This is a genomic window from Nonomuraea sp. NPDC048882 (genome assembly GCF_040649755.1).
Taxonomy (GTDB): Bacteria; Actinomycetota; Actinomycetes; order Streptosporangiales; family Streptosporangiaceae; genus Nonomuraea; species Nonomuraea maheshkhaliensis.
The window spans coordinates 141,884-166,513 of the sequence record NZ_JBEZGB010000001.1; the positions used below are offsets into that span (position 1 = coordinate 141,884).

Annotated in this window: 19 protein-coding genes; 9 read left to right on the top strand and 10 right to left on the bottom strand. The window is 72.3% G+C overall.

Going from position 1 to position 24,630, the window contains the following annotated elements:
* Positions 1-17 precede the first annotated feature (17 nt).
* Positions 18-626, top strand: coding sequence for a dihydrofolate reductase family protein (locus tag AB0C27_RS00635; protein ID WP_357835615.1), 609 nt, complete (start codon positions 18-20; stop codon positions 624-626).
* Between the two features lie 64 nt (positions 627-690).
* Positions 691-993 carry a DUF3817 domain-containing protein gene (locus AB0C27_RS00640; protein ID WP_357835618.1) on the top strand — a complete coding sequence of 101 codons (303 nt, stop codon included), beginning with the start codon at positions 691-693 and terminating at the stop codon, positions 991-993.
* Positions 994-1,100: 107 nt separating this feature from the next.
* On the opposite strand, the gene AB0C27_RS00645 is transcribed toward AB0C27_RS00640, so the two are convergent.
* Entirely contained in the window at positions 1,101-2,573 is a 1,473-nt protein-coding gene (locus tag AB0C27_RS00645; RefSeq protein WP_357835621.1) for a serine/threonine-protein kinase, read from the bottom strand.
* A 211-nt stretch (positions 2,574-2,784) separates the two neighbouring features.
* Positions 2,785-4,092, bottom strand: a complete 1,308-nt coding sequence (locus tag AB0C27_RS00650; protein ID WP_357835624.1) for an FAD-binding oxidoreductase — start codon at positions 4,090-4,092, stop codon at positions 2,785-2,787.
* Positions 4,093-4,357: 265 nt separating this feature from the next.
* On the opposite strand from AB0C27_RS00650, the gene AB0C27_RS00655 reads away from it, so the two are divergent.
* Both AB0C27_RS00655 and AB0C27_RS00660 read left to right on the top strand, forming a co-directional pair.
* Positions 4,358-4,819, top strand: coding sequence for a hypothetical protein (locus AB0C27_RS00655; RefSeq protein ID WP_357835627.1), 462 nt, complete (start codon positions 4,358-4,360; stop codon positions 4,817-4,819).
* 178 nt (positions 4,820-4,997) lie between these two features.
* A complete protein-coding gene (locus AB0C27_RS00660; RefSeq protein WP_357835629.1) occupies positions 4,998-5,777 on the top strand; it encodes an LLM class flavin-dependent oxidoreductase in 780 nt (259 codons plus the stop codon).
* Positions 5,778-5,882: 105 nt separating this feature from the next.
* On the opposite strand, the gene AB0C27_RS00665 is transcribed toward AB0C27_RS00660, so the two are convergent.
* The 3 genes from AB0C27_RS00665 to AB0C27_RS00675 all read right to left on the bottom strand — a co-directional run bounded on the left by AB0C27_RS00665 (position 5,883) and on the right by AB0C27_RS00675 (position 10,261).
* Entirely contained in the window at positions 5,883-6,923 is a 1,041-nt protein-coding gene (locus AB0C27_RS00665; RefSeq protein ID WP_357835631.1) for a LacI family DNA-binding transcriptional regulator, read from the bottom strand.
* Entirely contained in the window at positions 6,920-9,475 is a 2,556-nt protein-coding gene (locus AB0C27_RS00670) for a glycoside hydrolase family 2 protein (RefSeq protein ID WP_357835634.1), read from the bottom strand. The genes AB0C27_RS00665 and AB0C27_RS00670 overlap by 4 nt, the downstream gene beginning before the upstream one ends.
* A gap of 174 nt (positions 9,476-9,649) precedes the next feature.
* The gene (locus tag AB0C27_RS00675; RefSeq protein WP_357835637.1) at positions 9,650-10,261 is read right to left on the bottom strand and encodes a TetR/AcrR family transcriptional regulator; all 612 of its coding nucleotides are present in this window, start codon (positions 10,259-10,261) and stop codon (positions 9,650-9,652) included.
* A gap of 135 nt (positions 10,262-10,396) precedes the next feature.
* Here AB0C27_RS00675 and AB0C27_RS00680 point away from each other — a divergent pair, with 135 nt between their 5' ends.
* From AB0C27_RS00680 to AB0C27_RS00690, 3 genes are all read left to right on the top strand, one after another.
* Positions 10,397-11,839, top strand: coding sequence for an MFS transporter (locus tag AB0C27_RS00680; RefSeq protein ID WP_357835640.1), 1,443 nt, complete (start codon positions 10,397-10,399; stop codon positions 11,837-11,839).
* Between the two features lie 53 nt (positions 11,840-11,892).
* Positions 11,893-13,104, top strand: a complete 1,212-nt coding sequence (locus tag AB0C27_RS00685) for a cytochrome P450 (RefSeq protein WP_357835643.1) — start codon at positions 11,893-11,895, stop codon at positions 13,102-13,104.
* A gap of 193 nt (positions 13,105-13,297) precedes the next feature.
* Positions 13,298-15,271 carry a cellulose binding domain-containing protein gene (locus tag AB0C27_RS00690; RefSeq protein ID WP_357835646.1) on the top strand — a complete coding sequence of 658 codons (1,974 nt, stop codon included), beginning with the start codon at positions 13,298-13,300 and terminating at the stop codon, positions 15,269-15,271.
* Between the two features lie 59 nt (positions 15,272-15,330).
* Here AB0C27_RS00690 and AB0C27_RS00695 read toward each other — a convergent pair whose 3' ends face one another.
* Positions 15,331-16,683, bottom strand: coding sequence for a hypothetical protein (locus tag AB0C27_RS00695; RefSeq protein WP_357835649.1), 1,353 nt, complete (start codon positions 16,681-16,683; stop codon positions 15,331-15,333).
* 502 nt (positions 16,684-17,185) lie between these two features.
* Between AB0C27_RS00695 and AB0C27_RS00700 the strand changes: the two genes are divergently transcribed.
* On the top strand, positions 17,186-18,223 hold the full coding sequence (locus AB0C27_RS00700) for a zinc-binding alcohol dehydrogenase family protein (RefSeq protein WP_357835653.1): 1,038 nt from the start codon (positions 17,186-17,188) through the stop codon (positions 18,221-18,223).
* Between the two features lie 82 nt (positions 18,224-18,305).
* Here AB0C27_RS00700 and AB0C27_RS00705 read toward each other — a convergent pair whose 3' ends face one another.
* Genes AB0C27_RS00705 through AB0C27_RS00715 form a run of 3 tightly spaced genes read right to left on the bottom strand, consistent with a single transcriptional unit; the run spans position 18,306 to position 22,593 of the window.
* On the bottom strand, positions 18,306-20,258 hold the full coding sequence (locus AB0C27_RS00705) for an ABC transporter ATP-binding protein (RefSeq protein WP_357835656.1): 1,953 nt from the start codon (positions 20,256-20,258) through the stop codon (positions 18,306-18,308).
* Complete coding sequence (locus AB0C27_RS00710; RefSeq protein WP_357835659.1) at positions 20,255-21,991, bottom strand: ABC transporter ATP-binding protein; 1,737 nt, start codon at positions 21,989-21,991, stop codon at positions 20,255-20,257. Before AB0C27_RS00710 ends, AB0C27_RS00705 begins: the two co-directional genes overlap by 4 nt.
* The gene (locus AB0C27_RS00715) at positions 21,991-22,593 is read right to left on the bottom strand and encodes a TetR/AcrR family transcriptional regulator (RefSeq protein ID WP_357835662.1); all 603 of its coding nucleotides are present in this window, start codon (positions 22,591-22,593) and stop codon (positions 21,991-21,993) included. Before AB0C27_RS00715 ends, AB0C27_RS00710 begins: the two co-directional genes overlap by 1 nt.
* A gap of 144 nt (positions 22,594-22,737) precedes the next feature.
* Here AB0C27_RS00715 and AB0C27_RS00720 point away from each other — a divergent pair, with 144 nt between their 5' ends.
* Complete coding sequence (locus tag AB0C27_RS00720; protein ID WP_357835665.1) at positions 22,738-24,129, top strand: glutamine synthetase family protein; 1,392 nt, start codon at positions 22,738-22,740, stop codon at positions 24,127-24,129.
* Positions 24,130-24,184: 55 nt separating this feature from the next.
* Here AB0C27_RS00720 and AB0C27_RS00725 read toward each other — a convergent pair whose 3' ends face one another.
* Positions 24,185-24,610 (bottom strand): MerR family transcriptional regulator, encoded by a 426-nt coding sequence (locus AB0C27_RS00725; protein WP_357835668.1) that lies wholly within the window; start codon positions 24,608-24,610, stop codon positions 24,185-24,187.
* Positions 24,611-24,630: the final 20 nt, after the last annotated feature.

Sequence of the window (24,630 nt, forward strand, 5' to 3'; positions counted from 1 at the left end):
GACAAGGAACAACGGACATGGCGAGCAGACTGGTGGTCGGCACCTTCGTGACCCTCGACGGCATCATGCAGGCGCCCGGCGGGCCCGGCGAGGATCCCTCCGGCGGCTTCGAGCACGAGGGCTGGCTGCCCCCGTACGTCGACGAGGGGTTCGGCCGCATCATGGGCCCGCTGCTCGACCGCGCGGACGGCATGCTGCTGGGCCGCAGGTCGTACGACATCCTCAGCGCCCACTGGCCGAACGTCCCGGACGAGGAGGGCGGCGCCAAGATCAACGGCATGCCGAAGTACGTCACCACGCGCACGCCGATGACCGCTGCCTGGCGCAACACCGAGGTCCTGGTCGGTGAGGCCGCCGAGACCGTGGCCGAGCTCAAGCGGCGCACCGACGGCACGATCCTCGTCCAGGGCAGCAGCGACCTGCTTCGCACCCTGCAGAGCGCCGAGCTGGTCGACGAATACCACCTGCTGGTCTTCCCCGTCGTCCTCGGGCGGGGCAAGCGGCTGTTCGCGGAGGGGGCCACGCCGGCCGGGCTGAAGCTGACCGGTTCGAGCGCGACGGAGGCCGGCGTCGTCTACGTCACCTACGAGTGGGCGGGCAAACCGTCCTACGGCACCGTCGCCTGAGCCGCCCCACGGCGCGCTCTACAGGCTGTAGAGTAAGCCGGGACATCGGACGGAAGGGTGGATCGTGCTGCGCTGGTTTCGACTCGTGGCGGTGGCCGAGGCGTGCTCGTGGGCGGGGCTGCTGGTCGGGATGTTCTTCAAGTACGTGACGGAGACCGGCGAGCTCGGGGTGAAGGTGTTCGGGCCGATCCACGGGGCGCTGTTCGTGCTGTACGCGGCCGGGGTGCTGCTGTCGGCGCGGGAGGCGGGCTGGAGCCGGGGCACGGTGGTGCTGGGCCTGGCCTGCGCGATTCCGCCGTTCACCTCGGTCTGGTTCGAACGCCGGATGGCGGCACGCACGGCGGTGGCGGCGGCCCCCGCCGCCTGACCGGAACACGACCCTCCGGCGGCGGCCGGCGCCTGACCAGTCCGCACCGACCGGCCGGCGCGGTGCCGCCCGTCCGGGCGAACGCCTCCGCCCGCCGGTTCCGGGTGCTAGAACATCTGGGACACGGCCACGATGATGGCGATCAGTGTGATCGGGCCCATCACGGCGGTCGAGACGACGATCGCGCTGCGGCCGGGCAGGACGCGGGCGAGCGCTCCCGAGGCGGCTCTGCGCACCGGCGCCGCGCCCGGCAGCACGAACAGCCCCAGCGTGAACAGGCCGGCGGCCAGGCTCTCGGCGTGGCCGGCGTTCAGTCGTCCGGCCATGTGGAGCAGCCCTCCTGCGGCCAGCCCGAACGCCACCGACAGCAGCAGGTGGCCCACGGTCACGAGACCGGCCGTGGACAGCGGCGGCCGCTCCTCGGCGAAGTAGTGGTCGGCGGCGCGCAGCACCAGCGAGAGCGCCGCCGCCCCGAGCCCGCCGGAGACCGGGTTCATCACGGTCAGCGCCATCAGCGTCACGAGCATGAGCACGCCGACGAACCCGCTGCCGTGCACGAACCGCCGCAGGTCGAACGGCTCCGCGGGAGGCGCGGGCCGGCGCCACCGCGCGGGCCGTTCGGACTGCTCGGACTGCTCGGACTGCTCGGACCAGTCGGAGTGCAGGGTCGGCGCGGGGACGAGGGACCGCTCCTCCTGCGGCCTGGCGTAAGTGACCGGCGGCAGCAGGTCGGAAAGGGTGTCCATGGCCTGGGTGCGGTCAGGGCGGCGCGGCGCGCCGCTCGCCGGGTCGAGCGCCCTGGCCGTGCGCAGCAGCTCGCGGGCGTCGGGCCGGGCGGTGTGATCGACCTGGAGGGCGCTGCTCAGCCACCCCCGCAGCCAGGCCGGCGCCTTGTCGATCTGCGAGCGCCCTTCCATGGTGTTGTAGCAGACCGACTCGAACGTCCCCGTGCCGAACGGCGGCAGCCCCGTGGCGGCGAAGAACACCGTCGAGGCCAGCGAGTGCACGTCGGCCGCCTGGGTGACGTGGGAGGCACGGATGATCTCGGGCGCCAGATAGCCGGGCGTCCCCACGACCATGCCGGTCGCCGTCAGCCGGGCCGCGTCCACCAGGTGCGCGATGCCGAAGTCGATGACCAGCGGCTGGCCGCCGACCAGCATGACGTTGGACGGCTTGAGGTCGCGGTGGATCACCCCGGCCTCGTGGATGTCCACCAGCGCCTGGGCCAGCCCCTGGGCGAGCGTGACGACCTCGTGCGCTGCCAGCGGGCCCTCGGTCAGCACGGTGTCCTCCAGCGTGCGGCCAGGGGCGAACCTGGTCACCACGTAGGGCTTGCCGCCGGCCAGCTCGGCGTCGATCACCTCGGCGACGAAGCGGCTGCGGACCCGCCGCATGGTCTCCACCTCGCGGAACAGCCGGTCGCGCGCCTTCAGGTCGGCCGCGACGTGCGGGTGCAGCACTTTGATCGCGACTTCCCGGCCCGCCGCGTCGAGACCGAGGTGGGCGACCCCCATGCCGCCCTCGCCGATCTTCCGGATCATCCGGTACGGGCCGAGTTGTTCCTGTGTCTGAGCACCCATTCCCGACTTCATCCTCCGTGTTCCCCCGGAACGCCGCGGTCCCGCCTCTCGGGACGGCCCGGACATTCTCCCGTAATGCATCCCCCGAGATGCACAGTAAGCGAAGATCTGCCCGGGTGCGGCGGGCTTGGCGAAGCCGGCCCCACCGAAGGCCCCGTCAGAAGGGTCCGCCCGACCTGTCCGCCCGACCTGCCCGCCAGAAGGGCCCCGTTCAGCCGGCGTAGGGGAAGTTGGCGCGGAAGGTGCCGTGCGGGTTGTGCCGGCGTTCGAGCTCGCGCAGGCGCCGGAGTGCGGCGGGAGCGAAGGCGTCGGCGGGCGTCTCGCCGGCGCTGAGGAACGTGAGGGGTTTGCGGCCGCTCACCGGGAGCGCGCCGGCGAGCGCTTGCTGCTTGACGGCGATGGCCGCGGCCGTCGCCGGGTCGGCCGGCACGCCGAACAGGTAGAGCGCGTACGGCTCGGTCAGCGGGCCGTGGGGGCTGTCGGACGGACGGGCGAACGCGCCGCCCAGATGGCGCAGCTGCACGTTCATCAGCGGCGCGATCGGGTCGGCCAGCAGGGTCTTGGCCACCGCGTCGTCCAGCTCGGTGAGCAGTTCGGCACGCGCGGCGCCTGGGCTGGGCTCGGTGGGCTCCGCGGTGATGGCGCCGAGCTCGGCCACCGTCATGGTCCGCCTGCTGTCGGCGAGGGGGCGGGGCAGCCGGTCCAGCGGGGCGAGCAGGTCGCGGGCCGCGTCGTCAGGGCCGAGGTAGGTGGCGTCGACGGCGACGAGGGGGTCGGAGCCGGGGAAGTGCAGCAGGTCCAGCCAGAGGGTCAGCTCGTCGGGCGCGGTCGCGGTGATCCGGCGGTAGGCGTCCATCACGTCCTGGGCGAGCTCGGCCGGCCACATCATCCGGCCGCCGTACAGATGCGGCGCGGGGTGCAGGGCGAGCTCCAGGGCGGTGACGACCGCGAACGACCCGCCGCCGCCGCGCAGGGCCCAGAAGAGGCCGGGGTCGGTGTCGCCGGTGACGCGCCGCCGCTCGCCCTCCGCGTCCACGACGTCGAACGCGGTGACGCTGTCGGCGACCCAGCCGTGCCTGCGGCCGAACCAGCTGAGCCCGCCGCCGAGCGCGACCCCGGCGACGCTGACGACCGGGGAGCTGCCGGGCAGGCCGGTCAGGCCGTGCGCCGCCGCGGCGGCCTGAAGGACGCCTGAGGGCACGCCCGCGCCGACGCGGGCCCGCCGGGCGGCCGGATCGATCTCGACGGAGTCCAGGCGGCGGGTGCGCAGCAGGATGGCGCCGCCGAGGCTCGTCGTGGCGCCGTGGCCGTTCGGCTGGGCCGCGACGGCCAGGCCGCGGGCGCGGGCGAAGCGGACCACGGCCGCGACGTCGGCGGCGTCGGCCGCCTCGACCACGGCGGGAACGAGGTGTTCGACGGCCCGGTTCCAGGGGCGCCCGGCCTCGTCGAACCCGTCATCCCCTGGGAGCAGCACCCGGCCGCTGACAAGGGTGCGCAGGTCGTGCAACGCGTCGGTCATCTGTCATCCCATCGTGAATTGGGGGGAACGGGGCAACGGGGGAACGTCGCCGTGCGGGTGGGCGCGTTCCATGGTGGTGGGTGAGAAGGCGCCGATCAATGTGATTCTGTGCGGGAATCGTCAAGCCGGCGCGCCGGACCGGGGTGCCTTCCCCGTCGGGACGTTCCGTGAATTAGGGGCCCGGCTGTAACGGCGGGCACTGGCAGGAGGGCGGGCGCTGCTCACGATGGGTGGCGGAATCCAGCACCCAACGGAAGGTGAAATCGTGCGTCTGCTCGCCGGGTTGACGATGAGTACCGTACTCGCCGCCGGGCTTCTGGCGGCCCCGCCCGCCCTGGCCGCCGCCGCCCAGGCTGTCCCCTTCTCCGCTGACTCGGGCGACTCGTGCCGCCGCGGGTTCACGGAGGGTCAGATCGAACGGTACGACGGGCCGGTGATCCGGCCCCGCGTCGACGTCGAAGGGTTACTCTCCGACGAAGCCACCCCGACCATCTGCACGCCCGACGACCTGCACTCCCTGGCCACCTTCAGCGCCTACCGAGGCAGCGAACTGATCGACAGCGTCACGCAGAAGGCGGACGACGCGCAGGTCAAGTTCGCGTTCTCGCTGTCCGACAGGGGGTCGGTGCGCACCATCGACCGGGTGGTCGTGCAGGTGTGCCGCCGGAGCAACTCGCCGATCGGGATCGGGTACTGCGGCAAGGCGCAGGAGTACAGGATCCCGTAGAGCGCCGGTCGGGTGACGAGCCCTCTCCCCTCCCGGGGAGGGGGCTCGCCTGTCTCCATGGGGGGGTGTCCATGGGGTGCTGCCCCATGCAGGCCGGCGTCGGGTCGCCGCACCGTGGTCGCCGCACCGTGGTCGCCGTTCCGTGATCACCGGGGTGTGATCGCGTAGCCTGGGGCGCATGGTGCGCTTCGCGGTCGGGCTGCCGAACCTCGGCGAGTTCGGGGATCCTCAGGTGTTGGTCGAGCTCGCCGTGGCGGCCGAGGAACGGGGCTGGGACGGCGTCTATCTCTGGGACCACCTGCTCTACCACGACCGCGACTGGCCCGTGGTCAACCCGACGGTGGTGCTGTCGGCCGTCGCGGCCCGTACCAGCCGGATCAGGATCGGCGTGCTCATGACGGCGCTGCCCCGGCGGCGGGTGCAGATGGTGGCGAAGGAGACCGCGACGCTGGACGTGCTGTCCGGAGGGCGGCTGGTCGTCGGCGCGGGTCTCGGATCGGTCGACGCGGAATACGCCGATTTCGGGGAGGACCCCGATCTGAAGGTCCGTGCCGCCAAGCTGGACCGGGGTCTGGAGGAGCTGACGCGGCTGTGGAAGGAGCTGCCGCCGTCGCCGGTCCAGCGCCCGCGCATCCCGATCTGGTGCCCGGGGCGCTGGCCGACCAAGGTCGGCTTCCGGCGGGCGGCCCGGTGGGACGGCGCGATGCCGACCTTCCACGAGTACGGGCAGGAGCTGCCACCGGTGCCCGTCTCCGAGTTCGCGCGGGTGGTGGACTTCCTGGCCGAGCAGCGGGGCTCGCTGGACGGCTTCGACATCGCGTTGGAGGGCCGTGCGGCGGACGGGCTGGTCGACGGGTACGCGGCGGCGGGCATGACGTGGTGGGTGGAGGCGATGGGCTGGTGGCGCGGCGGCGTCGAGGACGCCCGAGCCACCATTGCCGCCGGCCCGCCACGCTAGCGCCGGCTCCGCCACGGTAGCCGAGCGGCCCAGGCGGCCGGGCCAGGCCGGACGGTCCCAGGTAGGCAGATCGGGCCGGGCGGGTAGACCAGGTGGGCCCGGCGGTCAGTGGGCTCTGGCGGTGGTGCCTCGGGGGACGAGGACCGGGGTCGGTGCCGGGCCGTGCTCCGTCTCACCCCTGCCGACGAGGTCCATGAGGCGGCGCGTGACCTCGGCGCCGAAGGCGAACACGTCGTGGCTCATGGCCGACAGCGGCGGGTGGGTGAGCCGGCAGAGCTGGGAGTCGTCCCAGGCCAGCAGGGACAGCTCGGCGGGCACGGGCACGCCCATCTCGGTGGCCACCGACAGGCCGGCCACGGCCATGATGTCGTTGTCGTACAGGATCGCGGTGGGCCGCCGGGCGGAGGAGAGCAGCGCGCGGGTGGCGCGGGCGCCCTGCTCGCCCGAGAAGTCGGTGGTCAGGATGCGGGCGGGTTCGAGTTTCAGGTCCGCGACCGCCTGGGTGAACGCCTCGCTGCGCAGCGCCGTGTGCCCGAGCCTGGCGGGACCGCCCACGCGGGCCAGGCGCCGGTGGCCGAGCGCCGCCAGGTAGCGGACGGCCTCGGTGACGGCCGCGGCGTCGTCGGTCCAGACGGACGGCAGCCCGCCGGTCAGTGACGGATGCCCGACGGCGATCACCGGCAGGCCCAGCGCCGCCACGGCGGCGACGCGCGGGTCGTCGAGGGTGAAGTCGACCATGATGGAGCCGCTGATCTGCTTGCTGCGGCTCCATCCGTCGAGCACGTCGATCTCCTCCCGCACATCCCGTACGAGCCGCAGCAGCAACGAGTGGGACCGCTCGGCCAGCACGCTCTCGATGCCGGAGACGAACTCCATGTAGAACGGTTCGAGCCCGAGCATGCGGGCCGGCCGGGCGATGACCAGGCCCACGTTGCTCACCTGTGTGGTGGCCGACGAGAGCGACCTGGCGGCCTGGTTGGGCAGCCAGCCCAGCTCGCGGGCGGCCTCGCGCACCTTTTTCCGCGTGGCGGCGGAGACGCCCGGCTTGTCGTTCATGGCCAGAGAGACCGAGCCCTTGGACACCCCGGCCAGCTGGGCGACCTCGGCGATCGTCACCTTGCCCGCCGGCCGGGCGGCGCGCGTCATGGCCGGGCGGCCTCCTCCGCCGCGTTGACGCTGAACAGCGCCGCCCGCACCGCGGCCTCGTCGATCGCGTCGATGCCGCCAGGGCCGCCGGTTTCGCCGGTGCCGCCGGTTCCGTCGACGTCGCCCGCCGCCCCGGCCCCGTCGGTTCCCCGGGCGTCCAGGCCGGTCACGGTGATCGTGACGGTCTCGCCGGGCAGCAGCGTGACCAGCCCGCGGTCCGCCACCGCGCCGGGACCGAGCCGGTCGGCCTGCAGCAGCAGGTCGCGGACGAAGGCGCGGGCGGTGATCACGACGCCGAGCGTATCGCCCGAGGGGTCGAGCCGCAGGTCGAGGTCGGGCGCCGGGTAGGCGAAGTCCTTGTCCGGGCGGCCGAGCACGACGTCGCGCAGCCCGTCCGCCTCCGCCACCAGCAGTTCCTCGCTCGCGTCCTTGAACTCGGCGACCGTCAGGGGCAGCAGCGCGACCGTGCGCGCGGGCACGTCGAACGGCACCCGTTCCTCCGCCAGCGCCGTCCCGTCCGCGCGCAGCCTGCGGACGAGTGCGCTGCCCTGCCACGGCTCGGGCGACTGGTTGTCGACGGCGAGCACGCGGGCGTCGTCCCGATGCTGGAACGTCAGCAGCCGGTCGGCGTACAGGCGGCGCAGCTCGTAATAGAGCGGCTTGGGCCGGGCCTGGCCGTCGACGGCGGCCCACGAGGTGACCGGCCAGCAGTCGTTCAGCTGCCAGACGACGGTGCCCGCGCAGAGCGGCCAGTGAGAGCGCCAGTGCGCGACGCCGGTCGCGATGGCGCGGGCCTGATTGACCTGGGTGAGGTAGTGCCAGTGGTCGAAGCCGGCCGGCGAGGTGAAGTGGTGGGCCAGGCCCCGGTTCAGCTTGCCGTTGCCGTCCTCGGCCTTCTGGTGGTGCAGCATGGCGGGCGAGGAGGCGTCGAGCTGGTCGTCGCCGAGCCATTCGCGCAGCGTGGCGTGCGCGGGCGGCGCCTGCCAGCCGAACTCGGCGGCGAAGCGCGGCACGTCGTCGAGGTAGCCGCTGTAGTCGCGCCGGTTCCACACCTCCCAGGAGTGGGACGGGCCGTGCGCCGGGTCGTTGGGATGACGGTCCCATGAGCCGGACCAGGGGCTGCCCGCCTGGTACGGGCGGGTCGGGTCGAGGTCGGCCACCACGCGCGGCAGCAGCCCGAGGTAGTAGCCCTCGCCCCAGCTGGCGCCGGCCAGCTCCCGCTCCCAGCCCCAGTCGCGAAAGCCCCACAGGTTCTCGTTGTTGCCGTTCCACAGCACCAGACTGGGGTGGGGGGCGAGCCTGACGACGTTCTCGCGCGCCTCGGCCTCGACCTCGCCGCGCAGCGGCTGCTCCTCCGGGTAGGCGGCGCAGGCGAACAGGAAGTCCTGCCACACCATCAGGCCCAGCTCGTCGCAGGCGTCGTAGAAGGCGTGGTCCTCGTAGATGCCGCCGCCCCAGACGCGGACCAGGTCGACGCCCGCCTCGGCGGCCTGGGTGAGCCGGTGCCGGTAGCGCTCGGGGGTGAGGCGGGCGGGCAGGGCGTCGTCGGGGATCCAGTTGACGCCGCGGGCGAAGATCGGCCGGCCGTTGACGCGGAAGGTGAACGCGGTTCCGTGCTCGTCCTGGGTTCTGTCGAGCTCGATCGTGCGGAAGCCGACGCGCCGCCGCCAGGTGTCCAGGACCTGACCGGTGGTGGCGTCGGACAGGACCACCGCGCACTCGTACAGGGGCTGGCCGCCGTGCCCGCGCGGCCACCACAGGTCCGGCGCGGGGATCTCCAGGACCGCGACGGCGCTGCCCGCGCCGGCGGGGACCGTCTGGGTGGCCGTCTGGCCTCCCGCCTCGATCGTCAGCGTCAGCTCGCGGCCGGCGCCGGTCTCGGTGCGTTCCAGCTCGACGTGCGCCTCGATCCTGCCGTCGCCGCTGCCGGTTCCGCCGGTGACCGTGACCAGCGGCCTGACCTGCGCCAGGCGGGCGGTGCTCCAGTTCTCCAGCCGGACGGGCCGCCAGATGCCGGCGGTGACGAGCGTGGGTCCCCAGTCCCAGCCGAAGCTGGCGGCCATCTTCCTGACGAAGTTGAACGGCTCCGCGTAGGCGTTCGGCCGCGCGCCCAGCCGTTCCTGCTGCGCCTCGGCCTCGGTGTACGCGGAGGTGAACAGCACCGACAGGACCGAGCCCTCGCGTACCCGCCCGGTCACGTCGAACCGGTACGAACGGTGCATGTTCCTGGTCCGGCCCAGCTCCTCCCCATCCAGCAGCACCCTGGCGACCGTGTCGAGCCCGTCGAAGACCAGGTCCGTACGCTCGAAACCGGCCGGCGCCGCCGCCAGCGCCGTCTCGTAGCGCCAGTCGGCCCGGCCGACCCAGGCCACCTCCAGCTCGTTGAGCCCCGCGTACGGATCCGGGATCAGCCCCGCCGTCAGAAGGTCCGCGTGCACGCAGCCGGGCACCCGGGCCGGCACGGCCTCGTTCGTGAGCCGGCCGGCGGCTGCCTCACCACCCGCCAGGCGGAGCGTCCATCCCGAGTGCAACGACGTGCTCTGCTTCGCCAAGTCCTGCTCCTCAATCACGAGAATGGGGCAAATGTCCCGATAAGTCCTGATCAACGTACCGAGCCGCCCCTGAACCTGTCTAGACCGTTTCAGTCCAGCACGGAACCCTGGCCCAAGACACCCCCGTGCGCCGGTCCCCTTGACGCGCTTACCCGGTAAAGCGAATAACGGCCGCTACCCCACCCACACCCCAGCCCGCGCGGCGGCCAGCGCCGTCTCCGCCGCCCGCTCGGCCGCCGCCTCGTCCAGGGGTTCCCCGGTGTTCAGCAGCGCGTAGTACAGGGGCGCGGAGACGCCGGCGATCACGCGCCGGGGATCGGTCCCCGGGGGCAGCTCGCCCCGTTCGACGGCGTCCGCGACGCACCCGGCCCACTCGTCGATGCGCACGGCGTAGAAGCGGCGCAGCGCCATGGCCGCCTGCTCGTCGCAGAGCGAGGCGGCGATGAGCGCCTTGAACAGCCGCCCCTGGCGCGGATCCGTCAGGGTTCTGACCACCAGGCGGGCGTTCTCCCGCAGGTCGTCGCGGACGTTCCCGGTCCTGGACCGGGGCAGGGACTGCGCGGCCATGTCGTCGAGGAGGTCGGCGGCGAGCACCCCCGGGCTGCCCCAGCGGCGGTAGATGGTGGTCTTGCCCACCTCCGCCACCCGGGCGATCTCGGCCAGGTCGAGCGCGTCGAACCCCTTCTCCACCAGGGTGTCGGCGGCGGCCCGCAGCACGGACTCGCGCACGCGCGCCGTACGCCCACCGGGACGGACGGCCCCGCGCGGCGGCACGTCGTCGGCCATACAGGACTCCTTATCGGGACTCTAGTTCCATTAGTAGCCATCACAGTGCTACATTCACCCTAACGGAACCAGGGACCCGTTAAGGGCCGTCCCTGCGTCCGGCGACTCCCCCATGTCCAGGAAGGACGTCCCGTCATGTCCACCCTCGCCTCCGCCGACGGAATCACCCCCGCACCACCACGGCTCACCGGCCGGCTCAAACTCGTCCTCGCGGTCCTGCTGGTTGCCCAGTTCACGCTCGCCGTCGACTTCTCGATCCTGAACGTCGCCCTCCCCCTCATCGGCGACGGCCTCGGCTTCTCCCTGGCGAACCTGCAGTGGATCGCCACCGCCTTCGCCCTGTCGGCGGCCGGGTTCACCCTGCTCTTCGGCCGGGTCGGCGACCTCGTCGGCCGCAAGCGGATCTTCCTCGCCAGCCTCGCCCTGCTGGGCCTGGCCTCCCTCGCCGGCGGCCTCGCGCCGACCCCCGAGGTCCTCATCGCCGCCCGCGTCGCCCAGGGGCTCGCGACGGCCGCCGCCACCCCGGCGGGCCTGGCCCTGCTCACCACCGCCTTCCCCGAGGGACCGCTGCGGCAGAAGGCGCTCGGGCTGAACGGCGCCCTGATGTCGGCCGGGTTCACCACCGGCGCGATCCTCGGCGGCGTGCTGACCGACCTGCTCTCCTGGCGCTGGGCCTTCTTCGTCAACGTGCCCGTCGCGCTCGCCGTCCTGCTGGTCGCGCCCGCCGCCATCAAGGAGTCGCGCCCGGCCGACCGGCCCAGGATCGACCTGCCCGGCGCGCTGTCCGTCACCCTCGGCCTGCTCGCCCTGGTCTACGGCCTCACCCAGGCGGGCGAGCACGGCTGGACCCATCCCGCCACGCTCACGGGCCTGCTCGCCGGCGCCGTCCTGCTGGTGGTCTTCTACGCGGTCGAGAGCCGGGCGGCGCAGCCGCTCATCCCCCTGCACGTGCTGAAGAAGCGCACCGTGGCCTGGGGCAACGTGCTCGGCCTGCTGGCGTTCGTGACCGAGACGTCGCTGGTGTACCTGCTCACTCTCTACATGCAGAAGACACTCGGCTTCTCCGCCCTGGCCGCCGGGGTCTCCTTCGCCCTGCTCGGCCTCGGGACGGTGCTCGGCGGCCTGCTCGCCCCCAGGGTCATCGGCCGCACCTCCGCGCGGGCCGCGCTGATCGGTGGCGGGCTGCTGCAGGCGGCCTTCACCGCCGCCCTGCTCCTCCTCGGCGGTACGCCGGCCTCGCTGTGGCTGCAACTGCCCGCCACCTTCCTCGGCGGGGTCGGCAACATGCTGGTCATCGTGGGCTTCATGGTCACCGCCACGGCGGGGCTGCCCGATCGCGAGCAGGGGCTGGCCACCGGGCTGGCGTCGATGTCCCAGCAGGTCGGCATCACCATGGGCACGCCGATCATGTCGGCGATCGTCACCGCCACCACGGCGGGGGTGGTCACCGCCGGGGCGGTGCTGGACGGCGTCAGGGCCGCCGTCGCGGTCAACGCCGCCCTGGTCCTCCTCGGCGTGCTCATCGCCGCCGTCGCCCTCGGCGGGGCGGGCGACAGGGGCGCGACAGCGACGCGTTAACGTACATCTGTAGGCTATCTTTGCCGTCGGAACCACATCGAATGGGGAGAATTTTGACGATTGACCCCGCTGCGACGCTCGAAACCACCCGCGGCTGCCCGTACGCCCCACCCGAGCAGCACCTGCGTCTTCTGCGGGAGCAGCCGGTCGCCAAGGTCACGCTGCCGACAGGCGGCGAGGCCTGGGTCGCGGCCCGCTACGACGACATCAGGACGATCCTGACCGACCCGCGCTTCACCGCCGACCGCCGCCATCCGAGCATGCCGCGGCTGGCCGAGGACACCGGGAGCGGGCTGGCCGAGTCGCCGCTGCCCAAGATGATGCTGGAGATGGACCCGCCCGAGCACGGTCCCGCCCGGCGCGCCGTGGTCGGCGAGTTCACCGTCCGGCGCATGGCGGCGCTGCGCCCGCGCATCCAGCAGATCGTGGACGAGCACCTGGACGCCATGCTCGACGGCCCGAAGCCGGCCGACCTGGTGCGCGCCCTGGCGCTGCCGGTGCCCTCGCTGGTGATCTGCGAGCTGCTCGGCGTGCCGTACGCCGACCACGACTTCTTCCAGATCCACTCGGCGCAGCTGCTGAACCGCCGGGCCACGGAGGACGAACGCCGGCACGCCATCCTGGAGCTGGCCGTCTACCTGGACAAGCTGATCAAGACCAAGGAGCAGGAGCCCGCCGACGACCTGCTCGGCCGGCAGATCGCCAAGCAGCGCGAGAAGGACGGCGCGGTGGACGGCCCGGCGCTGCTCAGCCTGGCGTTCCTGCTGCTGATCGCCGGGCACGAGACCACGGCCAACATGATCTCGCTCGGCACGTACCAGCTGCTGCGCGACCCGGAGACGCTGGCCGCGCTGCGCGCGGACCCGGCCAAGACGGTGAACGCCGTCGAGGAGATGCTGCGGTACTTCACCATCGCCGAGTTCGCCATGGTGCGGGTGGCCACGGCCGACGTCGAGCTCGGCGGCACGGTCATCCCGGCGAACTCCGGGGTGTTCATGCTGGCCAACGCCGGCAACCGCGACCCGGAGGTGTTCGCGGACGCGCAGCGCTTCGACATCGACCGCGGCGCGCGCAACCACCTCGCCTTCGGCTACGGCGCCCACCAGTGCCTGGGACAGAACCTGGCCAGGGTGGAGCTGGAGATCGTCTTCGAGACGCTGCTGCGGCGGGTGCCCGGCCTGCAGCTGGCCGTTCCCGAGGAGCAGCTGGCGTTCAAGGAGGACTCGACGGTGTACGGCATGCACGAGCTGCCGGTCACCTGGTGATCCTGTCCCTTCGGGGTGAGGAACGCTAGTTTCAGCTAGTTTCCGATAGCTGTCGAAAACTCGCGGCACGTATGCCCTGCACAGCAACATGAGCTAGAGCCGGCCCTCCGAAACATTTCGGAGTCTCGTTGACACCTTTCGGAGGGCTTTCCACACTGATCGCCAACGCCCCCACCCGGGAGGGAGAGCTCTGGTGATCATCAGCTTGGCCCGCTCCACAATGCTGCCGCGAGTCGCCGCACTGGCGGCCGCGACGACGCTCTTGTTCGCCGGAGCGGCACCGGTGGCGGCGAACGTGACGGTGGACGTGACGGTGGACGCAGCGGCGCCGCCCGCCCTGGCCGCCGGGACGCACGGAGCCGCCCGGACGCACGGAGCCGGCGCGACCACAGGCGCCTTCGCGGACGCGGGTGACGAGAACGAGGGCGCCGACTGCGTGGTGCCCGGCCTGCCCGACGCCGGCTCCCTGCCGTCGAACTCCCGGCTGCCCGACCCGTTCAGAAAGCTGAACGGGTCGCGCATCACCAGCAGAGCCGACTGGCGGTGCCTGCGCGAGGAGACCAAGCGGCTCGCCGAGAAGTTCGTCTACGGCGAGAAGCCGCCCAAGCCGTCGAGCGTCACGGGGACGGTCACGAGCACCGGCATCACCGTGAACGTGAGCCACAACGGCAGAAGCGCCGGTTTCTCGGCGAGCGTCTCGCTGCCGAGCGGCACCGGCCCCTTCCCCGCCGTCGTCGTCATCGGCGGGTTCGGCGCGGACACGGCCGCCATCAGGGCCGCCGGCGCCGCCGTCATCAGCTACGACCCCTACGCGGTCGGCCGGGAGGGCACGCCGCGCAGCAACAAGCAGGGCGCCTTCTACACCATCTACGGCTCCTCCAGCAGCACCGGACTGCTGCTCGCCTGGAGCTGGGGCGTGAGCCGGATCATCGACGTCATCGAGCAGTCGGGTGGCGACCTGCTCAAGGCGGACGCCACCGGCGTCACCGGCTGCTCGCGCTTCGGCAAGGGCGCCTTCGTGGCCGGCGCCTTCGACCAGCGCATCGCGCTCACCATGCCGATCGAGTCGGGCAGCGCCGGCGCGCCGATCTTCCGTGGCATCCCCGGTGAGGGCGCCCAGAGCCTGAGCAGCGCGTACGGCGAGCAGCCGTGGCTGGGCGACGCGTTCGGCTCCTTCACCGGCAGCCCGGCCCGGCTGCCCGTGGACACCCACCAGATCGTGGCCATGGTCGCGCCGCGCGGCCTGTTCGTCATGGACAATCCGCAGATCACCAACCTCGGCCCCAGGTCCGCGAGCGTGGCGGCGCTGGGCGGGGCCGAGGTGTACAAGGCGCTCGGGGCGGGCGAGGACATCACGTACTGGTCCGACGTGCAGGACGGCAGCCACTGCGCCAACCGGCCCGAATGGCGGACCCCGCTGCAGCAGCACATCCAGAAGTTCCTGCTGCGGACGGGCAACGCGCCCGGCGCCATGCGGATCTCGTCCAGGGCGGCCGGCAACCTGGCGGAGTGGCGCGACTGGCAGACGCCCGCGCTCGGCGGCGGCTCCGGCGACACGACCGCGCCGAGCACGCCCGGCACGTTGGCCGCGTCCGGCGTCACCGCCACCGGCGCCACCCTGACCTGGGCCGCCTCGACCGACGACGTCGGCGTCACCGGGTACGACGTCCTGCGCGCGCCCGGCGCGAGCGGCGGCACGTTCACGCAGGCCGGCTCCTCGGCCACGACCTCGTTCAGCGACACGGGGCTGACGCCGAACACCACCTACCGCTACCAGGTCAGGGCGCGGGACGCCGCGGGCAACGCCTCGCCGGTCTCGAACACCGTCCAGGTCACCACCCAGCCCGGCCCCGCCACCGGGGGCTGCACGGCCCTCGCCACCGTGCAGACCCAGTGGGCCACCGGGTACGTCGTCCAGCCCCTGACCGTCACCAACACCGGCACGTCCGCCATCAGCGGCTGGACGGTCACCTTCACGCTGCCGGCCGGGCACACGCTGACCGGCTCGTGGAACGTCACCGCCACCGTCAGCGGGCAGAACGTGACCTTCAGGAACACCGGCCACAACGGCTCGCTCGCCCCCGGGGCGGCCACCACCAGCGTCGGCTTCCAGGTGAGCCGCCCGAACGGCGACACCACCCTTCCGTCCGGGTACGCCTGCACCTGACCATCCCCCGCGCTTCCGTTTTCCGGACCTCCCGGCCCGCCCGCCCGCGGGCCGGTGGGTCAGCTGGTGACGGTCACGTCGCGCAGCAGGAAGTAGCTCATGGAGTCGGCCTGCATGTACAGGTGGAACTTCTCGGCCCTGGCCTTGGCCGTCTTGTCCGCGGTGACGATGGTGACGACCACGTACTTCTTCGTGGGGTTCGTCCGGATCGCCCCGTAGGCGAACGTGGAGAAGGTCATGTCGCTGCGGATGTTCACCGCGTTCGAGGAGAGCTTGGCCAGCCGGGTCGCCGCGGCCTTGGCGGCCTCGTCCGTCGGGAACATCATCATGACCTGCACCGCCTTGAGGTGCCCGCGATAAGCGGTGTAGGCGACCTGGACGGCGCGCGTGCACTTGTTCTTGGCCAGCACGCCCCGCCCGTCCACGGGGTCGCAGCTGTCGTACGTCCAGCCGGCGACCTTGGCGGCGGAGAACCTGATCCCGGTCACGTTGAACTTCCAGTCGCCGAACTCGGTGTGCGCGATCGGCGAGCCCGGCTGGGCGCGGCCGGAGGCGGGCGGGGTGGCCGTGGGGTCGGTGGCCGGCTCCGACTGCTCGCCCGACGGCTCCCCCGACGGCTCGCCGGAGGCCCCGGCGGACGCCTCGTCCGCGGGTCCGCCCGACGGCTCGCCATCGGCCGCCTCGCCGGCCGCGTCACCGGACCCGTCGGAGGGGGCGTCGGACTGCCACGGGGCCGTGGTCGGGAACGAGGTCGCGCTGCTCGGCAGGGCGGCGGGGGTCTCCGGGGAGCCGAGGTAGGTCACCGCGCCCACCGTGCCGCCGGCCAGCAGGATCAGGCCCAGGCCGATGGACAGGCCGATGACCAGGGTGTTGCCGCGCCGGGGCGCCGTGCCGTAGTCGTGCTGGGGCAGCCCGTAGAGGTCGGCCTGCCCGTACTGGGTCGCCTGCCCGTAGGCATCGCCCCGCCCGTAAGCATCGCCGTGCCCGTAGGAGTCGGGCTGTCCGTGCTGGGCCGGTCGGCCGTATCGGTCCTGGGGTTCGTACGGGCCCGCCTGCCCGTGCCGGCCCGACCGGCCGTACTGGTCCCCCGGGTCGTACGACCCCGCCTGCCCGCGCCGGCCGTAAGGATCCTCCCGCTCATACGAGCCCGCCTGGCCATGACGGCCCGATCGGCCGTACTGGTCCGGCTGCTCGTACGGGCCCGGCGGGCCGGGTAAGCGGGGTGTGCCGAAGTCGGGGGGCGGGCCGCCCTGACGGGGCTGTGGGCCGTTGCCGGGCCGCCCGGGGCTCTGACCGGCCGACCGGGGCCCGTGGCCCGGCCATGGGGCGGCGGGACCAGGTTGCGGCCCGCCGTCCGTGGAGCCCTGCGAGGCCCTGGGATCTTGCGGATGTTGAGGTGGAGGGTAGGTCATGGCCCCATTGTGGGGCGGCGATCCGGCCTAGAACCGGCTCCACGGCAGTCCGGCATCAGAGTGAACCAGGCCCGCGCGGCCGTACGTACTAGAGCGATACCCGCACGCGACGGCGGTGGGAGATGCGGCGAGCGGCCGAGAGCACGGGAGGAATCCCGGCGATCCGTCCCGGCCGCCCGGCGCGGGTCAGGAGTTGCAGCCGCAGCTGCAACCGGCGGCACATGAGCAGGACGATCCGTGTCCGCAGGAGCAGGAGTTCTTCGTGGTTGCCGTCATGCCGCATTTATTGCGCGAAGTGAGGGCCGGCTAACTCTCCGCGAAGCGACAAACCCCCTCCCTTCCCGCGACAAGCCCCTGCACACCGCCGTCCTCCCCCATCCGGGCATCTCGCGGTCATCGTGACCGGAGGCGTCCCGTGTGAGGGCAGGACGCGCGGGCAGGACACGCCTCACGGCCCGCCGACGCGGGGGCCGACGCGGGGGCCAACGAGGGGGGATCCGTCATGAAGGGAAACGTCGGCAGAATGCGCGCGGTCGCGTACCGGAAGAGCCTTCCGGTGGACGACGGCGAGAGCCTGGTGGACGTCGAGCTGCCCGTCCCCGAGCCGGGACCGACCGACCTGCTCGTCCGGGTGGAGGCCATCGCGGTCAACCCCGTCGACTACCAGACGCGCCGGGACGTCGACCCGGGCGGCGAACCCAAGGTGCTCGGCTGGGACGCGGCGGGCACGGTCGTCGCGACCGGCGACCGGGCCGAGCTGTTCGGGCCCGGTGACGAGGTCTACTACGCGGGCGCGTTCGACCGTCCCGGCTGCGATTCCCAATACCACGTCGTGGACGAGCGGCTCGTCGCCCGCAAGCCCGCCACGCTGACCTTCACCGAGGCCGCCGCGCTGCCCCTGACCTCCCTGACCGCGTGGGAGGGCCTGTTCGAGCGGCTGGGCCTGCGCCACGCTCCGCTGGAGCGGACCGGGGCGCTGCTGGTCACCGCGGCGGCGGGCGGCGTCGGCTCGATGGTGGTGCAGCTCGCCGGGACACTCACCTCGCTCACCGTGATCGGCACCGCCTCGCGTCCCGAGACCGTGGAGTTCGCCAGGCGCATGGGCGCCCATCACCTGGTCGACCATCACGAGCCGCTGCCGCCGCAGGTGGCCGAGGTGGCGCCGGACGGTCTCGATCTCGTCTTCAGCACCGCCGGCACGGACCGGAACCTGCCGGCGTACGCCGAGATGCTCAGGCCGTTCGGCGGCATCGTCGTGGTCGACGACCACGACACGCTGCCCGTCGGAGTGCTGCAGTCGAAGTCGATCTCGCTCCACTGGGAGCTGATGTTCACCCGCTCGCTCTTCCGCACGCCCGACCAGATCGCGCAGCACCACATCCTGACCCAGGTCGCCCGGCTGGTGGACCGGGGCGTGCTGACCACCACGGCGACCAGGGACCTGGGCCGGATCGACGCCGCCCACCTGCGCGAGGCGCACCGGATCATGGAGTCAGGCACGGCCGTCGGCAAGGTGACGCTCACCGGTTTCGGCGACTGACCGGCCCTCCCGACGAGGCCGGCCCGCACAAAGCCGGCCGGCCCCACGAGGCCGGCCCGCACAAGGCCGGCCCGCGCAAGCGTCAGTCGACCTCCACGGCGGCCTGGGCGAACTGGGCCGAGTACAGCCGGGCGTAGGCGCCCTCCGCCGCCAGCAGCGACTCGTGCGTGCCCTGCTCGACGATCCGCCCGTTCTCCATGACCAGGATCAGGCTGGCGTCGCGGATGGTGGACAGGCGATGGGCGATCACGAAGCTGGTCCGCCCCTCGCGCAGCGAGCTCATCGCCCGCTGGATGAGCACCTCGGTCCTGGTGTCCACCGAGCTGGTCGCCTCGTCCAGGATGAGGATGGCCGGCTCGGCCAGGAAGGCGCGGGCGATCGTGATCAGCTGCTTCTCGCCCGCGCTGACCGTGTTGCCCTCCTCGTCGACGACGGTGTCGTAGCCGTCGGGCAGCGTGTGGGCGACGCGGTCCACGTGGGCGGCCCGCGCGGCGGCCTCGATCCGCTCCTTCGTGGCGTCCTCGGCCCCGTAGCCGATGTTCTCCGCGATGGTGCCGCCGAACAGCCAGGTGTCCTGCAGCACCATGCCGATGTTGGCGCGCAGCTCCTCCCTGGACATCTCGGCGATGTCGACGCCGTCCAGCGTGATGCGCCCGCCGGTCACCTCGTAGAAGCGCATGACGAGGTTGACCAGCGTCGTCTTGCCGGCGCCTGTCGGGCCGACGATGGCCACGGTCTGGCCGGGCTCGACGGTCAGCGACAGGTCGTCGATCAGCGGCCGGTCGGGCGCGTAGCGGAAGGACACGTTCTCGAACGCGACCCGTCCCCGCACCTGGGCGGGCCTGGAGGGCTCGGCCGGCTCGGCCGACTGCTCGTCGGCTTCGAGCAGCTCGAAGACCCGCTCGGCGGAGGCGACGCCCGACTGCACGAGGTTCGCCATGCCGGCCACCTGGGTCAGCGGCTGGCTGAACTGCCGCGAGTACTGGACGAACGCCTGCACGTCGCCCAGCGAAATGGAGCCCGAGGCCACCTTGAGCCCGCCCACCACGGCGACCAGCACGTAGTTGAGGTTGCCGATGAACATCATGGCCGGCTGGATCATCCCGGAGATGAACTGGGCCTTGAAACTGGAGTTGAACAGGTCCTGGTTGTGCTCGGCGAAGGTGTCGGCGGCCTCCTTCTGCCGGCCGAACACCTTGACCAGCGTGTGGCCGCCGTACATCTCCTCGATGTGGCCGTTGAGCTTGCCGGTGGAGGACCACTGCTTGATGAACTGCGGCTGCGACCGCTTGCCGATCACGGCGGTGACGTAGACCGACAGCGGCACCGAGATCAGCGCGATGAGCGCGAGCACCGGCGAGATCCAGAACATGACGACCAGCACCGCGATGACCGTCAGCAGCGAGGAGATGAGCTGGCTCATCGTCTGCTGCAGCGACTGGGCGATGTTGTCGGTGTCGTTGGTGGCGCGGCTGAGGATCTCGCCGCGCGGCTGGCCGTCGAAGTAGCTCAGCGGCAGCCGGCCCAGCTTGGCCTCGATCCGCTCGCGCAGCCGGGACGCGGCCCGCTGGACCACGATCGTGGTGAGCCTGAACTGCACGATGCCGAGCAGCCCCGCCAGCACGTAGACCGCCAGCACCCAGCCGAGCACCTGGGCCAGCGCGGTGAAGTCGATGCCCTGGCCGGGCACGACGCTCATCGCCGAGACCATGTCGGCGAAGGTGTCCTGGCCGCGGGCGCGCAGCCCGGCCACGGCCTGCGCCTTGGTGCTCCCGGCGGGCAGCTGGGCGCCGATGATGCCGGAGAAGATCAGGTCGGTGGCGTAGCCGAGGATCTTGGGGCCGGACACGGTCAGCGCCACGCTGGCCGTGCCGAGGGCCAGGATGACGGCCAGCATCGCCCGCTCGGGGCGCAGCAGGCTGACCAGGCGGCGCAGGGTGCCGCCGAAGTCGAGGGCCTTCTCGGCGGGCCCGCTCAGCATCCGGCCTGGGCCGAATCCTGGCTGGGGACGGCGCGGGGGCGCCTGGGTGGTCACGCCGCGGCCTCCTGTTCGGTGAGCTGAGACAGCACGATCTCCCGGTACGTCGGGCACGTGCTCATGAGTTCGGCGTGGTCGCCGCTGCCGATGATCCGGCCTTCCTCGATGACGAGGATGCGGTCGGCGTCGCGGATGGTGTTCACCCGCTGGGCCACGATGACGATGGTGGCGTCGGTGATCTCCTCGGCCAGGGCGGCGCGCAGCCGGGCGTCGGTGGCGTAGTCGAGGGCGGAGAAGGAGTCGTCGAAGAGGTAGATCTCGGGCCGGTGCACCAGGGTCCTGGCGATGGCCAGGCGCTGGCGCTGGCCGCCGGAGACGTTCGTGCCGCCCTGGGAGATGGGCTCGTCCAGGCCGCCGGGCATCGCCTCGACGAACTCGCGGGCCTGGGCCACCTCCAGGGCCCGCCACAGCTCCTCGTCGGTCGCGTCGGGCTTGCCGTAGCGCAGGTTGGAGGCGATGGTGCCGGAGAAGAGGTAGGGCGACTGCGGGACGAGCCCGACCGCGCGGGCCAGTGCGGCGGGGTCGAGGTCGCGCACGCTGACGCCGTCGACCAGGACCTCGCCGGAGGTCGCGTCGAACAGGCGGGGGATGAGGTTGAGCAGGGTCGTCTTGCCGCTGCCCGTACTGCCGATGATCGCGGTCGTCCGGCCGGGCCGGGCCGTGAAGGTCACGTCGCTCAGCACCGGGACCTCTGCGCCCGGGTATTGGAAGGCCACCGAGCGCAGCTCCAGCTCGCCTATCTGGCGGTCGGGGGTGACGGGCGTGGCCGGCGGGTGGACGGTCGGCTCGGTGCCGAGCACCTCCTCGATGCGCTCGGCGCAGACCTCGGCCCGCGGGATCATCATGAACATGAACATGGCCATCATCACCGACATGAGGATCTGCATCAGGTAGGAGATGACCGCGGTCAGCGCGCCGACCTGCATGCTCCCGTCGGCGATGCGATGGCCGCCGAACCACACCACGGCGACGCTGGAGAGGTTCACCACGAGCATGACGGTGGGGAACATCAGCGCCATCAGCCGCCCGACCCGCAGCGACACGTCCGTCAGCTGCTCGTTGGCCACCGCGAAGCGCTCGCGCTCGTGCCGGTCGCGGACGAAGGCCCTGATCACCCGGATGCCGGTGATCTGCTCGCGCAGCACCTGGTTGATCCGGTCGATGCGCTCCTGCATCGTACGGAACAGCGGCCGCATCAGCACCACGATGGTGCCCACGACGGCAATCATCAGGGGCAGCACGACGAGCAGCAGCGAGGACAGCGTCGTGTCCTGATTCAACGCCAGCACGATCCCGCCGACGCACATGATCGGCGCCGCCACCATCATCGTGAACGTCATGAGCACGAGCAGCTGGATCTGCTGCACGTCGTTGGTGGTCCTGGTGATCAGGGACGGCGGCCCGAACCGGCTGACCTCCTGGGCGGAGAAGTCCTGCACCCGGTGGAAGATCGCGGCCCGCAGGTCGCGGCCCAGGGCCATCGAGGTGCGGGCGCCGTAGTAGACGGCGACGATCGAGCAGACGATCTGGACCAGCGTGACGGCCAGCATCACCATCCCGACGCGCATGATGTAACCGGTGTCGCCCTTGACGACGCCGTCGTCGATGATGTCGGCGTTGAGGGTGGGGAGATAGAGCGTGGCCAGCGTCTGTACGAACTGGAAGAGGACGACGAGCGTGATCTCTTTCCCGTACGGCTTGAGCTGGGCCCGCAGCAGGCGGAGCAGCATCAGTGGGGGCTTTCTGTCAAAGGGGTGAGATCGGGCCGCGCGAGCAGCCCGTCGAGCAGCACGGAGACGATCTCCTCGTCGTCCATGCCGGCCAGGTCGTCTCCGCCGAGGCCGCCGAGGCCGTGGTGGACGGTGACGGCGACCAGCATGAGCAGCAGTTGTGCCGTGGCGCCAGGAGAGCGGCGCAGCCGCTCGCGGTCGGGCTCGACCAGGGCCACGATGGCTTCCATGATCTGCCGGCGGCTCTCCAGCATGCGCTCGCCGAACTCGGGGTCGTCGGCCAGCAGTGTCTTCGGCGCGGTGTACAGCTTGGCGTTGGCGTGCATGCCCTTACGCAGCATCGACACGGCCGCGCACAGCCGCGCGCGCAGCTCCAGTGTGGTGCCGACGGAGGCCAGGGCGGCCACCGCCGGCGCCGGGTCGAACGCGGCCATCAGGGCGGCGCGCAGCAGTGAGATCTTGTCGGGGAAGACGCCGAAGATCGTGCCCTCGGCCACGCCGGCGGCCTCGGCGATCTGGCGGGTGGTGACGGCGGTGCCGTGTTCGCGCAGGAGCGGGACGGTGGCGGCGATGAGCGCGGCCCTGCGGTCTTCAGGCGCCATGGCCGGCACCCTTCGCCTTCTGGTCATGGGGACGAATCGTAATGAGCGAGTACTCACTCGTTCAAATCGTTTTCGCGTGTATCGCCGTGCGCGCAGGGGGTCCCGCGTTAAAGTGACCAGGTCAGCGGGCTGATCGTGGGGGGAATGCCGATGCTGGACGTGGTGGGTTCCGGGGCAGAACTGACGGAAACGGACCGACAGGACCTGGCCGCCGCCGGGGTGGCCGGGGTCACGATCGTGTGGGCCGACAACAACGGCATCCCCCGCTCCCGTACGGTGCCGGCCGGCCAGTACGGCGCCGCCGTCGAGCGCGGGGTCGGGATCACGCCGCTGTTCGCGGTCTTCGACTCCCACGACGGCATCACCTTCGAGCACGCCCCGCTGGGCACCCCCTCGGGCGACATCCGGCTGATGCCCGTCGCCGACCGGCTCGTCCGGCTCGCCGGGCAGCCCGGGTTCGCGTGGGTGCCGGGGCGGCAGGTGGCGGCCGACGGCTCCGCGTGGCCGTACGACCAGCGAGGCGTCCTGGAACGGCAGGTCGCCAGGGCCGCGGCGCTCGGGCTCGACCTCCTGGCGGGCTACGAGATGGAGTTCCACCTCAGCCGGGCGAGCGACGAAGGCGACGGCGACGTGCGTCCCGTCTACGACGGCCCCTCCTACGGCCCGGCCAAGATGCTGGCCGTGGACGCCTTCGCCGACCAACTGCTGCGCGACCTCGACCGCAACGGCGTCCCCGTCGGCCAGTTCCACGGCGAGTACGGCCCCGGGCAGTTCGAGTTCAACATCGCCCCCGCCGACCCGGTCACCGCGGCCGACCGGCAACTGCTGGCCCGGCAGACCGTGCACGCGGCGGCCCGCGCCCACGGCCTGCGGGCCGGCTTCGCCCCGTTGGTCACGCTCGGCCAGGTGGGCAACGGCTGGCATCTGCACACGTCGGTGTCCCGCGCGGGAAGCAACCTGCTGTCGGGCGGCGACGGCCCCGGCGGCATGACCGCCGAGGGTGGCGCCTACCTGGCCGGCCTGCTGCGCGACCTGCCCGCGATCGTGGCCGTCACCGCGCCGAGCCTGTCGTCGCTGCAGCGCAGGCGGCCCGGCTACTGGTGTGGCGCCTACACCTTCTGGGGCATCGAGAACCGGGAGGCGTCGCTGCGGTTCGTACCGGCCACTCCCCTGCTCGGGGCCCGGCACGCCAACGTCGAGCTCAAGCCGTCCGACGCCTCCGCGAACCCCTACCTCGCGCTGGCCGCCGTGATCGCGGCGGGCGTCGCCGGCGTCGAGGACGGCCTCACGCCGCCCGATCCGGTGCAGGAGGACCCCGGCGGCTGGAGCGAGGACCGGCGTGCGGCGCAGGGCATCCGCCGGCTGCCCGTCACGGTCGAGGAGCAGCTCGCCGAGCTGCGGGACAACGAGCGCATCCGCGCGGCGCTGGGCGAGGAGCTGGTCGGCGCCTTCATCGCGGTACGCGAGTCCGACGCCGCCCGCGCCGCAGGCCGGGACGCGGCGGACGTGGTGCGCTCGTACCGCTGGCTCTACTGACGACGCCGACGGGGTGGCGCACCCCTACTGACCAGTGGGGTGCGCCTCTTCCAGGTCAGTGCGGGTGGGCCTCTTCGAGGGGCAGCCCGGCCAGCCTGGCCTCCAGGGCGGCGGTGAAGTTGCGGCAGGCGGGCAGTTCGTCGTGCGGGCAGCCGAGCGCGTGGGCGACGGCCTTCCTGGCGATCTGGGCCCTGGCGATCTGCTCGTCGAGCTCGGCGAGCTTGCGCCGGATCAGCTCCCGCCAGTCGTCGCCGCGCGTGTGCGTGGCGAGGAACTCCTTGCACTCGTGCAGCGTGAACCCGCAGTCGCGCAGCAGCAGGATCGTGCCGACGAGTGCCGTGGCCGACTCCGGGTAGCGGCGCTGCCCGGAGATTCGCGTGGGGGCCGGGATCAGGCCGAGCTCCTCGTAGTAACGCAGCGCAGAGGTGGCGACGCCGGTGCTCCTCGCCAGCTCGCCGATCGTCAGATGCCGTTCGCCCATGCCGCTTCCGAGCGTACGCC

What these genes read in the sequence shown, in the direction of transcription:
- AB0C27_RS00710 (WP_357835659.1), bottom strand. Translation starts at nt 21,991, where the DNA reads ATGCTGCTCCGCCTGCTGCGGGCCCAGCTCAAGCCGTACGGGAAAGAG.
- AB0C27_RS00645 (WP_357835621.1), bottom strand. Translation starts at nt 2,573, where the DNA reads ATGGGTGCTCAGACACAGGAACAACTCGGCCCGTACCGGATGATCCGG.
- AB0C27_RS00675 (WP_357835637.1), bottom strand. Translation starts at nt 10,261, where the DNA reads ATGGCCGACGACGTGCCGCCGCGCGGGGCCGTCCGTCCCGGTGGGCGT.
- AB0C27_RS00695 (WP_357835649.1), bottom strand. Translation starts at nt 16,683, where the DNA reads ATGACCTACCCTCCACCTCAACATCCGCAAGATCCCAGGGCCTCGCAG.
- AB0C27_RS00665 (WP_357835631.1), bottom strand. Translation starts at nt 6,923, where the DNA reads ATGACGCGCGCCGCCCGGCCGGCGGGCAAGGTGACGATCGCCGAGGTC.
- AB0C27_RS00720 (WP_357835665.1), top strand. Translation starts at nt 22,738, where the DNA reads ATGCCGATGCTGGACGTGGTGGGTTCCGGGGCAGAACTGACGGAAACG.
- AB0C27_RS00725 (WP_357835668.1), bottom strand. Translation starts at nt 24,610, where the DNA reads ATGGGCGAACGGCATCTGACGATCGGCGAGCTGGCGAGGAGCACCGGC.
- AB0C27_RS00700 (WP_357835653.1), top strand. Translation starts at nt 17,186, where the DNA reads ATGAAGGGAAACGTCGGCAGAATGCGCGCGGTCGCGTACCGGAAGAGC.
- AB0C27_RS00680 (WP_357835640.1), top strand. Translation starts at nt 10,397, where the DNA reads ATGTCCACCCTCGCCTCCGCCGACGGAATCACCCCCGCACCACCACGG.
- AB0C27_RS00660 (WP_357835629.1), top strand. Translation starts at nt 4,998, where the DNA reads ATGGTGCGCTTCGCGGTCGGGCTGCCGAACCTCGGCGAGTTCGGGGAT.
- AB0C27_RS00650 (WP_357835624.1), bottom strand. Translation starts at nt 4,092, where the DNA reads ATGACCGACGCGTTGCACGACCTGCGCACCCTTGTCAGCGGCCGGGTG.
- AB0C27_RS00715 (WP_357835662.1), bottom strand. Translation starts at nt 22,593, where the DNA reads ATGGCGCCTGAAGACCGCAGGGCCGCGCTCATCGCCGCCACCGTCCCG.
- AB0C27_RS00635 (WP_357835615.1), top strand. Translation starts at nt 18, where the DNA reads ATGGCGAGCAGACTGGTGGTCGGCACCTTCGTGACCCTCGACGGCATC.